12 protein-coding genes and 4 pseudogenes are annotated in these 8,613 nt (G+C 67.6%); 4 read left to right on the forward strand and 12 right to left on the reverse strand.

What is annotated here, in order from left to right; all coding sequences use genetic code 11:
- Nucleotides 1-379 (reverse strand): ArnT family glycosyltransferase (locus tag ACWNCF_RS02840; protein WP_449405938.1); only part of this gene is annotated, 379 nt, incomplete at its 3' end.
- A 10-nt stretch (nt 380-389) separates the two neighbouring features.
- Nucleotides 390-521: a hypothetical protein gene (locus ACWNCF_RS02845; RefSeq protein WP_449405939.1), complete on the reverse strand. Its 132-nt coding sequence runs from the start codon at nt 519-521 to the stop codon at nt 390-392.
- Between the two features lie 158 nt (nt 522-679).
- Here ACWNCF_RS02845 and ACWNCF_RS02850 point away from each other — a divergent pair, with 158 nt between their 5' ends.
- Nucleotides 680-1,015, forward strand: coding sequence for a hypothetical protein (locus ACWNCF_RS02850; RefSeq protein WP_449405940.1), 336 nt, complete (start codon nt 680-682; stop codon nt 1,013-1,015).
- 9 nt (nt 1,016-1,024) lie between these two features.
- Here the strand turns inward: ACWNCF_RS02850 and ACWNCF_RS02855 are convergent, their stop codons facing one another.
- From ACWNCF_RS02855 to ACWNCF_RS02885, 7 genes are all read right to left on the reverse strand, one after another.
- Nucleotides 1,025-1,261, reverse strand: a complete 237-nt coding sequence (locus ACWNCF_RS02855) for an EamA family transporter (protein WP_449405949.1) — start codon at nt 1,259-1,261, stop codon at nt 1,025-1,027.
- 6 nt (nt 1,262-1,267) lie between these two features.
- Nucleotides 1,268-1,534: a hypothetical protein gene (locus ACWNCF_RS02860; protein WP_449405941.1), complete on the reverse strand. Its 267-nt coding sequence runs from the start codon at nt 1,532-1,534 to the stop codon at nt 1,268-1,270.
- A 111-nt stretch (nt 1,535-1,645) separates the two neighbouring features.
- Nucleotides 1,646-2,095 carry a helix-turn-helix domain-containing protein gene (locus ACWNCF_RS02865; RefSeq protein WP_449405942.1) on the reverse strand — a complete coding sequence of 150 codons (450 nt, stop codon included), beginning with the start codon at nt 2,093-2,095 and terminating at the stop codon, nt 1,646-1,648.
- A complete protein-coding gene (locus ACWNCF_RS02870; RefSeq protein ID WP_449405943.1) occupies nt 2,011-2,400 on the reverse strand; it encodes a hypothetical protein in 390 nt (129 codons plus the stop codon). Before ACWNCF_RS02870 ends, ACWNCF_RS02865 begins: the two co-directional genes overlap by 85 nt.
- An 87-nt stretch (nt 2,401-2,487) precedes the next feature.
- Nucleotides 2,488-2,661: an AraC family ligand binding domain-containing protein gene (locus ACWNCF_RS02875; protein WP_449405944.1), complete on the reverse strand. Its 174-nt coding sequence runs from the start codon at nt 2,659-2,661 to the stop codon at nt 2,488-2,490.
- 86 nt (nt 2,662-2,747) lie between these two features.
- Nucleotides 2,748-2,951 carry a hypothetical protein gene (locus ACWNCF_RS02880; protein WP_449405945.1) on the reverse strand — a complete coding sequence of 68 codons (204 nt, stop codon included), beginning with the start codon at nt 2,949-2,951 and terminating at the stop codon, nt 2,748-2,750.
- 56 nt (nt 2,952-3,007) lie between these two features.
- Nucleotides 3,008-4,000, reverse strand: coding sequence for a GDSL-type esterase/lipase family protein (locus ACWNCF_RS02885; RefSeq protein ID WP_449405946.1), 993 nt, complete (start codon nt 3,998-4,000; stop codon nt 3,008-3,010).
- A gap of 118 nt (nt 4,001-4,118) precedes the next feature.
- Here ACWNCF_RS02885 and ACWNCF_RS02890 point away from each other — a divergent pair.
- Nucleotides 4,119-4,175: pseudogene (locus ACWNCF_RS02890) on the forward strand (hypothetical protein); the annotation flags it as partial.
- Between the two features lie 181 nt (nt 4,176-4,356).
- A pseudogene (locus ACWNCF_RS02895) lies at nt 4,357-5,011 on the forward strand (substrate binding domain-containing protein).
- On the opposite strand, the gene ACWNCF_RS02900 reads toward ACWNCF_RS02895, so the two are convergent.
- Nucleotides 5,002-5,151 (reverse strand): hypothetical protein, encoded by a 150-nt coding sequence (locus tag ACWNCF_RS02900; RefSeq protein ID WP_449405947.1) that lies wholly within the window; start codon nt 5,149-5,151, stop codon nt 5,002-5,004. The pseudogene ACWNCF_RS02895 and the gene ACWNCF_RS02900 sit on opposite strands and share 10 nt — an antisense overlap.
- A gap of 242 nt (nt 5,152-5,393) precedes the next feature.
- Between ACWNCF_RS02900 and ACWNCF_RS02905 the strand changes: the two genes are divergently transcribed.
- Nucleotides 5,394-5,561 carry a hypothetical protein gene (locus ACWNCF_RS02905; RefSeq protein WP_449405948.1) on the forward strand — a complete coding sequence of 56 codons (168 nt, stop codon included), beginning with the start codon at nt 5,394-5,396 and terminating at the stop codon, nt 5,559-5,561.
- 1 nt (nt 5,562) lies between these two features.
- Here ACWNCF_RS02905 and ACWNCF_RS02910 read toward each other — a convergent pair.
- Both ACWNCF_RS02910 and pilB read right to left on the reverse strand, forming a co-directional pair.
- Nucleotides 5,563-6,802 (reverse strand): annotated as a pseudogene (locus ACWNCF_RS02910) (type II secretion system F family protein).
- Between the two features lie 9 nt (nt 6,803-6,811).
- A pseudogene (gene pilB, locus ACWNCF_RS02915) lies at nt 6,812-8,540 on the reverse strand (type IV-A pilus assembly ATPase PilB).
- Between the last annotated feature and the right edge of the window lie 73 nt (nt 8,541-8,613).

Genomic DNA, 8,613 nt, shown 5'->3' on the forward strand with positions numbered 1-8,613 from the left:
CGAACGCGCCGGTGGCCAGGCGCGCGCCGTCGGCCAGCGGCAGCACGGGCGACGTCAACGTCGCGAGCGCGCCCGCGACCCAGTAGAACAGCGGCGGCTTTTCCATGAACGCCTCGCCCGCCATCCTGGGCACGACCGCGTCGCCGGTCGCCAGCATATTGCTCACGACGTCCGCGATATACGTCTCGTCCTGTTTCCACGGTTCATGGCCGACGAGTCCGGGCAGGACGTACAGGCCAAGCAGGATGACGAAGGTCCAGGTGCGGGTGCCGAGCACGAAGCGGCGCGCGAGGTCCGGTGCGCGCGCAGGGTGCGCCGGCGCGGTGTCGGTGCGCAGCAGCGGGCCGATGTCGTCGAGGTCGGGCGGCGTGCTGGACATGGCGGCATGCCTACGGCGGCGCGCAACGGTGCACGGCGCGCAGGATGGCGTCCGGGTGTTGCGGCGGCGCGCCGTCGTTCGACGCGTGCGGCGGAATGCGGCGGTCCGCCCGTTCGTTCAGGAACGACTGCGGCTGTTCCATGACCGTTCCCATGTATGTACAACGCCTGCAAATGATAGTTCTGCACCAGGCGCGCGCACGTTACGGTTTGGGTCATTTTTTCGTGTTGTCATGGCGTGTGGGAATATCATGCGGCTCGTCCGTGGAGGACGACGTTCGCAAATCCTATGGAGAAAGCCATGAAACGACATCTCGTATTGCTGCTCGGCGCCTTGACGGCAGCCGCGGCATTTGCCCAGACGACCGTGCCGAATCCGCTCGCACCGGATGCGGCGCCACATGCCGCGACCCACGGCGCCCCCGCCGCCGCGAAGTCGCCGAAGACGGCGCCGGCAGCAAGGGAACAGGCGCCCGGCGGTGGCGCGGGCAAGGTCTGGGCGAACAGCTCCAGCAAGGTCTACCACTGCGCAGGCGACAAGTACTACGGCAAGACCAAGAAGGGCGAATACATGGCGGAGGCCGACGCGAAGGCGAAGGGCTACCACGGCGTCGGCGGCAAGGCCTGCGCGAATTAACACATACCCTCATCGCTCATTGGCGAAGGCCAGCGCACCCACCGCCGCCAGGACGAATGCGATGCCGGCCAGTTGCCGCGATCCCACCGTCTCGCCCAGCAGCAGGGCCGCGAGCAGCAGCGCGGCGACCGGTGCCAGCGCCGTGAACAGCGCCGCTTCCGTCGCGCCGACCCGGGCCGCCCCCGCGTACCAGAGCAGGAAGCCGCCGACGGTCGGCAACAGCGCGTAATAGCCGACGGCGAGCAGTGCGGATCAGACGCGACCGGGGGCCGTCCACGCCGCTTCCGCCAGTGCGAACGGCAGGGAGGCCGCCAGGCCGATGGAGCTCATCAGCGTCGACAGGGCGAGGGGCGGCACGGCGACGCGCAAGCGCTTGTTGAGCAGGATGAAGCAGGCTTCGCACAGCACGGCGCCGAACACGAGCGCATTGCCGGACAGCGAACCGGCCGCGCTGCCCGCCGGTTGCCGATGCAGGACGAACAGCCCGGCGCTCGCCAGCGCGACGGTGGCGAGCAGCACGGGCCGCGGCCGTTCGCCGAGCAGGGCCACGGCGACGACGGTCGCGACGACAGGCAGCGTGCCGAGGATGACGCCGGCGTCAGGCCGCCGACGCGGCGCGCAAGCCGGCCGTCAACAGGGCCGTGCACCCGGCGGTGCCGGCCAGTCCCTGCAGGACGGATCGCCCCGTCGGCTGCCGGGGACGCAGGGCGCCGGGCGTGCCGCACGCCGGCAGCAGCGGAAGCGGACAAGGCGAGCGGAACAAGGCCATGGCCGGGTGTTGAACGGCGGCAGGGCGCCGGCGGCGATCTTGCTGGCCACGACGGTGCTGCCGACGAGCAGCATGGCCAGCGCCAGGTAGGTGCGGATGAAGATGCGCGTCATGTGGCTCTGGTCGGCGAAGCCGCTGGCCGCCGCGGCGTCGGCCAGCGCCGCGCCGCGCGCGAGCAGGGCGCGCGCCGCTTCGATGCGGCGCTGGATCAGGTAGGCATGGGGCGTCAGCCCGGTCGCTCCGGCGAACTGGCGCAGCGAGCCGCAAGCGGCGAGCCTGGATACCGGCCGGCCAGGTCGGCGAGACGCCATGCGGTAGCGGGCGCATCGTCGATCATGGTCCGCGCATGCGCGATCGCAACAGTGGCCGGCGTCCGCCGCGAGCGCGCGCCATCGTCTCGCAGGCCGTGCAGTAGTTCCAGCAGCAACTGCTCGCGCAACAGGCTTGCCGCGTCGTCGCCGCCGCGGGCGCGGCGACGGCCGCGTAGAGGCGGTGAAAACAGGCGGCCAGCGCGGCATGGGTGGGCGACGGGGTCATGGAAAACGTACTCATGGCTGGCGCCTTCGCTCAGGTCGGCCGCCGTGGCACTGGCGAGCGGCTGAGGCAGGTACAGCATGCGCCATGCCCGGGGTGCTGCCGGAGAAGGGCGCCTGCTCGCGCACTTCGCCCGGGTTCACGGTGATGATGTCGCCCGCCAGGGCCTCTACCGGCCGCGCCCGCTGCTCGAGGTCTGGCCGCCGGCCAGCATGATGCCGACGCCGAACTGTTCATGGCTGTGGCGGGCGAACACGTGATCGCTGCGGGCTTCCACGGCATCCACGCCCGGTAACGCGGAACGGATGATCGCGAAATCGGCAGGCTTTCCGGACCTGGACATGGCGTTCCTCGTCGACGCGGATGGGCGGAACGCCGAGTGTAGGCGAAGTTGCCGCCGAGGCAAGGCGGCGGGCCGTACCTGTCCCGTCAGCGGGCCGCCTGTGGCGCTGGCCGATGGGCGATGGATAGCGCCGGCGCGTGCGCCCGGAACGGCTGGATGTCGATGGCCTCGGCCATCGCCCGATAGCCCGCGTCGCCCGGATGCAAATGATCGCCCGAATCCGAACGCAGGCCGCAGGCGGCGCGGGTTGGACGGGTCGCGCAGGACGGCGTCGAAGTCGACGACGGCATCGAACGCGCCGGCCGTGCGGATCCACTGGTTCAGTTGCTGGCGCAGGCACTCCTTTTCAGGACTGTAGTGGCCGGCGTACGGCGTGCCAGCGAGGGCGCCTTCGAACGGCGGCAGTGGCGCGCCCGCCGTCACGCGCACGCCGCGCACGTGGGCCGCGGCGACCAGTTGCTTGTACGCGCGCTTGTCCCAGCGTGGCGGCGTGCTCGCCTGGTGCGAACGGGCTGCCCGGCCAGCCGATGTCGTTGATGCCGAGTAAAACGATCACGTCCGTCACGCCGGGCTGGCCGAGCACGTCGCGCCCGAAGCGGGCGAGGGCGCTCTGCCCCATGCCGTTGCGCGCCAGCCTGCCGCCCGAGATGCCCGCATTGGCGACGGCGATGCCGTGCCGTGCGAGCCGTTCCGCGAGGAGGTCGGGCCAGCGGCGATCCGCATCCGGCGTCGACCCGTTGCCGTCCGTGATCGAATCGCCGAGAGCGACGACGGTGCGGCCCGGTATCGCCGCCTCGACCATGGCGATGGCGTGGTCGAGGAACAGGCGTCCGCCGAACCGGGTGGTGTCGCTGCCCATGGTGACTTGCATGGTCTGCTGCGCGCCCCAGTGAAAGCTGGCGATGGGCGTGGGCGCGGGCAGCCGGGTCGTCACGGCCAGCCGCGCCAACGGCCGCACGGGCAAGGCGACGGGATCGCTCGTCACCGTGGCGCCCGGCGCGATGGCGACGCCTGGCTGGCCGGAAAACGTCAGCGTCCGGCTGCCGGGGCCATCGTCGGCCGGTCCGACGCGCACGGCGCCGAGTTGGACCGGCTCGCGGCCATACCGGTTCGAGAACACGAGGCGGATGCGTTGTCCGCCGGCGCTGAGGCGGACGGTCTCGCGCAGGGTGGCATCGTCGAGGCGGGCCGGGACGTTCATCGGCAGCGTGAAACTGCTGTCCCAGGCCGGTTGCGGCGCCGCGTACCAGGACGTGAGCCAGTGGCCGCCCGCCAGCGCGGGTTGCGATTGGAATGCCAGGGCGAGGGTGAGTGCCGCGAGCGGCCTGTGTCGGATCATGGTGGGCTCCTTGAAATGGGCGTCCACGCGATAGGTCATTCTGGAATGGCGATGAAGATGGTAGGATCGAAGATAACTCATTCCAATATCGAATAACCGAATGGATACGCTCCACGCAATGCGCGTCTTCGTGCGCACGCTCGAACTGGGCAGCCTCTCGGCGGCGGCCCGCGAATTCGGCACGACGCAGCCCACCGTCAGCAAATGGCTGGCCCAGCTGGAGCGGCAGATTGCGCGTGCGCCTGTTCGAACGCAGCACGCGCGGCCTGTCCCCGACCGAGCAGGGGCAGCGTTTCCACGCCGACGCCCGACGGGTGATCGAGCAGTTCGACGCGGCCGTGGGTGCCGTCCAAGGCATGACGGGCCAGGCGGCGGGACTGTTGAGGATCAATGCGCCCGTTGCGCTGGGCCAGTTCCGCATCAACGCGATGGTGCAGCAATTCATGACCAACCACCCGGCCATCGACGTCGAGCTGATCCTGAACGACCGTTTCGTCGACCTCGTCGAGGAAGCCGTCGACGTCGCGTTCAGGCTGGGCGGCACCTTGCCGCCGGATGCGATCGGCCGGCATCTGGCGACGGTGCCGCGCTTTTTGGTGGCGGCGCCAGCGTATTCTCGCGCGGCGCGGCGTGCCGGCTGTCCCTGACGACTTATCCGCGCACGACTTCGTGCGTTTCGCCTGGACGCCGGGCAATACGGTGGATTTGTTCCGTGGCGACGAACACGCGCGGTTGCCGGTGTCGAGCCGCTTCCGTGTGAACAATGCGCTGGCGATACGCGAGGCGCTGGTGCTGGGCAGCGGGATCGGCGTCTGTCCGGACTGGCTGGTCCGCGATTTGCTGGACAGCGGCGAACTGGTGCGGGTGCTGGACGGGTGGTCGGCGCGGGCGCAGGATTTATACCTGTTGTATCCGTCGCGGCAGTTTCAGCCGCTGCGGGCCAGGTTATTCATCGACTTTGCCATCGAGCAGTTCGGTGGGTTGGCCGGGTTCGAACGCGCTCAGGGATGAAGCGGGCTGTTCGGCTTGATGCGTGCCTGCCGGACCGGCGTGCTGCTCTTGGCGACGAAGTTTTTCAGCTTGGGAAACACCAGCGAGCGCTCCCCGCAGTCGCTGCACAGGATGTGCTCGCTGCTCCACAGGATGCGCATCAGGGGCGTACGCGCGATCCTGCGTATATAGGTGGAACCGCATTCGGGGCAAGAGGACATGGGATTGTACCGGTAAATGTTGAAGATCTATCAACAACATACCAGCCATTGCTGGGTTACACGGTGCGGTAGCGCACGTTGGCGCAGGTCAGTGAAGCGTTAGGCATGTCACAGTCGAGCATGGCCAGCCTTGCTATTCTGCAAGCATGGTCATACCGCTATCCGATCGAAAACTCTATGCGATGAAACGCATGTCGCTCGCATTGCAGCGCGCGGCGGCGGCACGGCCGCTGGGCCCGGCCACCGACCGTGCGCTGCGCTGGGCGGCGGCCTGGGGATTACTGGCCGGCATCCGGACGCCGCACGTGCGCATTCGCTTGCGGCGGACGACGCTGCACTGCGGCAGGTAAGTTACACCACCGAGCCCAGCTTGAAGATCGGCAGATACATCGCGACGACCAGACCACCGATCAGCACGCCCAGCACGACCATGATCAAGGGTTCCATCAGCGACGACAGCGCCTTGACGGCCTCGTCCACCTCTTCCTCGTAGAAGTCCGCCACCTTGCCGAGCATGCCGTCCAGCGCGCCGGATTCTTCGCCGATGGCGACCATTTGCGTGACCATGTTCGGGAAGACATTGGCGTTCTGCATCGCGGCCTGTCAGGCTGGTGCCGGTGCTGACTTCCGTCTGGATCTTTTTCGTCGCGTCCAGGTAGACGTTGTTGCCGGACGCGCCGCCGACCGAGTCCAGCGCTTCGACGAGCGGGACGCCGGCCGCGAACATCGTCGCCAGCGTGCGGGTCCAGCGGGCGATCGTGGCCTTGCGTATCACTTCGCCGAAGACGGGGAGGCGCAGCAGCACGCGGTCCATGAACTGCTGCATCTTGAGCGACCGGCGCCAGGACTGGAAGAAGAAGTACAGGGCGCCGAAGATCGAGCCGAAGATGATGTACCACCATTGCACGACGAAGTCGGAGATGCCCATCACGATCAGCGTCGGCGCCGGCAGGTTCGCGCCGAAGCTGGAGAACACGGATTTGAACGCCGGCACCACCCAGATCATGATCACGGCCGTGACGATGAAGGCGATCGCCATGATCGCGCACGGATACATCAGCGCGCCCTTGATCTTGCTCTTCAGCGCGAGCGTTTTTTCCTTGTAGATCGCGAGGCGTGTCAACAGGTCTTCCAGGATACCGGCCTGTTCGCCGGCGCCGACCAGGTTGCAGAACAGCGGGTCGAAGTACAGCGGGTATTTGCGGAAGGCGTTGTTCAGGCTGGTGCCCGTCTCGATGTCGGCGCGCAGGTCCATGATCAGCTTCGACATGGACGGGTTCGCGTGGCCCTTGCCGACGATGTCGAACGATTGCAGCAGCGGCACGCCGGCCTTCATCATCGTGGCCAGCTGGCGCGTGAACAGGGTCAGGTCCTTGTCCTGGATCTTCTTGCCGCTGCGATAAGCCTTCTTCTTGACCTTGGTCACCATGATGCCCTGGCGGCGCAGGGTCACGTTCACGATGGTCTCGCCGCCGGCGCGCATTTCGCCGCGCACGGTCTTGCCGGTCTTGTCCTTGCCTTCCCAGGCGAAGATGTATTCCTTGACTTGCGCGCTTGCGCCGCGGCGCGCCGGGACGGATGTCGTTGCCATGTTGAATCCTTATTCGTTCGTGCAGCCGAGCACTTCCTCGAGACTGGTGAGACCCTGCTTGACCTTCATGAGGCCGGAGCGGCGCAGCGAGTTCACGCCGTCGGCCTCGGCCTGGGCGGCAATCTGCATTGCGTTGCCGTGGGCCAGGATCAGGGCCTCGATCGCCGGCGAGATCGGCATGAGCTGGTAGATGCCCACGCGGCCCTTGTAACCGGAGCCGAGGCAGCGCTCGCAGCCGATCGGGCCGTAGGGCTTCCAGTCTCCGTCCAGGTCGCCGTCGCGGAAGCCTGCCGCCTTCAACGTGTCGCGTCCGATGTCGAGCGGCTGCTTGCACGTGCACAGGCGGCGCGCGAGGCGCTGGGCGGTGATCAGGATGACGGACGAGGCAATGTTGAACGGCGCCACGCCCATGTTCATCAGGCGCGTCAGGGTCGATGGCGCGTCGTTCGTGTGCAGGGTGGAAAACACCATGTGACCCGTCTGCGCGGCCTTGATCGCGATGTCGGCCGTTTCCAGGTCGCGGATCTCGCCGACCATGATGATGTCCGGGTCCTGGCGCGGGAAGGCTTTCAGCGCGACGGGGAAGGTCAGGCCCGCCTTGTCGTTGACGTTGACCTGGTTCACGCCCGGCAGGTTGATCTCGGCCGGGTCTTCCGCCGTCGAGATATTGATGCCGGGCTTGTTCAGCAGGTTCAGGCGAGTTGTACAGCGACACGGTCTTGCCGGAACCCGTCGGGCCCGTGACGAGCACCATGCCGTACGGGCGCGTGATCGCATCGATCAGCAGGGCCTTCTGGTCCGGGTCGTAACCGAGCGCGTCGATGCCCATCTGGGCCTGCGTCGCGTCCAGGATACGCATGACTGTCTTTTCGCCGAACAGGGTCGGCAGCGTGCTGACGCGGAAGTCGATCGTCTTCGTGGGCGACAGCACGAGGCGCATGCGGCCGTCCTGCGGCACGCGCTTTTCCGAGATGTCGAGCTTGGCCAGCACCTTGATGCGCGAGACGAGCTTGTCGCGGATCGACAGCGGCGGCGCCAGGTGGTCGCGCAGCACGCCGTCCACGCGCAGGCGGATGCGGTACTGCTTTTCGTAGGGCTCGAAGTGGATGTCCGACGCGCCCAGGGTGATCGCATCCATCAGGACCTTGTTCAGGAAGCGCACGATGGGCGCGTCCTCGACCTCGGCGGCGGCCGCTTCCGATGCCTGTGTCGGCGCTTCTTCCTCGGCGAACTCGATCTCGCCTTCCTCGCCGACCAGCTCGCTCAAGTCCTGCTCGGCGCTCTTGGAGATATTCGCCAGCAGGGCCAGCAGGGCGTCGTGAGCGACGATCACCGGCTCGACCGTCGATTCGCTCTGGAACTTGATCTGGTCCAGCGCCTGGGTATTCGTCGGGTCGGACAGCGCCACCGACATCTTGTTGCCGCGCCGTGCCAGCGCGACGACGCGCTGGGCCTGCATCAGCTTGGCATCGATGGCGTTGACGGGCAGCGACTCGAGGCTGAAGGTGGCGAGGTCGAGGAGGGGATAGCCGAAGGTTTCGGCGCAAAAGGCAGCCAGGGAACGCGCGTCGACGGCGCCGGCACCCAGCAGGGTGTCGATGAAACCGGCCTTGTCGGCCGACGCCTTCTTTTGCAGCGTGTCCGCCTGGGGCAGCGTCAAGCGTCCCGCCTGCACGAGGGCACGCGCCAGCCCGGGCAACGCAGTGCCAGGGGTGGTGTTGGGGAGGACTGCTGCCATATGATCAGGGTCGGAAGGACGACAAGAAGCCGGGCAGGACGAACGGCCCCGGCGGATGTTCTCGATGATGCCC

The sequence above is a fragment of the Massilia phosphatilytica genome (genome assembly GCF_977014125.1).

Bases quoted from the DNA above. Each gene is read 5' to 3' on its own strand.
- ACWNCF_RS02880 (WP_449405945.1), bottom strand. From the start codon at position 2,951: ATGCCGTCGTCGACTTCGACGCCGTCCTGCGCGACCCGTCCAACCCGC.
- ACWNCF_RS02900 (WP_449405947.1), bottom strand. From the start codon at position 5,151: ATGCGCATCCTGTGGAGCAGCGAGCACATCCTGTGCAGCGACTGCGGG.
- ACWNCF_RS02865 (WP_449405942.1), bottom strand. From the start codon at position 2,095: ATGGCGTCTCGCCGACCTGGCCGGCCGGTATCCAGGCTCGCCGCTTGC.
- ACWNCF_RS02850 (WP_449405940.1), top strand. From the start codon at position 680: ATGAAACGACATCTCGTATTGCTGCTCGGCGCCTTGACGGCAGCCGCG.
- ACWNCF_RS02845 (WP_449405939.1), bottom strand. From the start codon at position 521: ATGGAACAGCCGCAGTCGTTCCTGAACGAACGGGCGGACCGCCGCATT.
- ACWNCF_RS02870 (WP_449405943.1), bottom strand. From the start codon at position 2,400: ATGCTGTACCTGCCTCAGCCGCTCGCCAGTGCCACGGCGGCCGACCTG.
- ACWNCF_RS02905 (WP_449405948.1), top strand. From the start codon at position 5,394: ATGAAACGCATGTCGCTCGCATTGCAGCGCGCGGCGGCGGCACGGCCG.
- ACWNCF_RS02875 (WP_449405944.1), bottom strand. From the start codon at position 2,661: ATGTCCAGGTCCGGAAAGCCTGCCGATTTCGCGATCATCCGTTCCGCG.
- ACWNCF_RS02885 (WP_449405946.1), bottom strand. From the start codon at position 4,000: ATGATCCGACACAGGCCGCTCGCGGCACTCACCCTCGCCCTGGCATTC.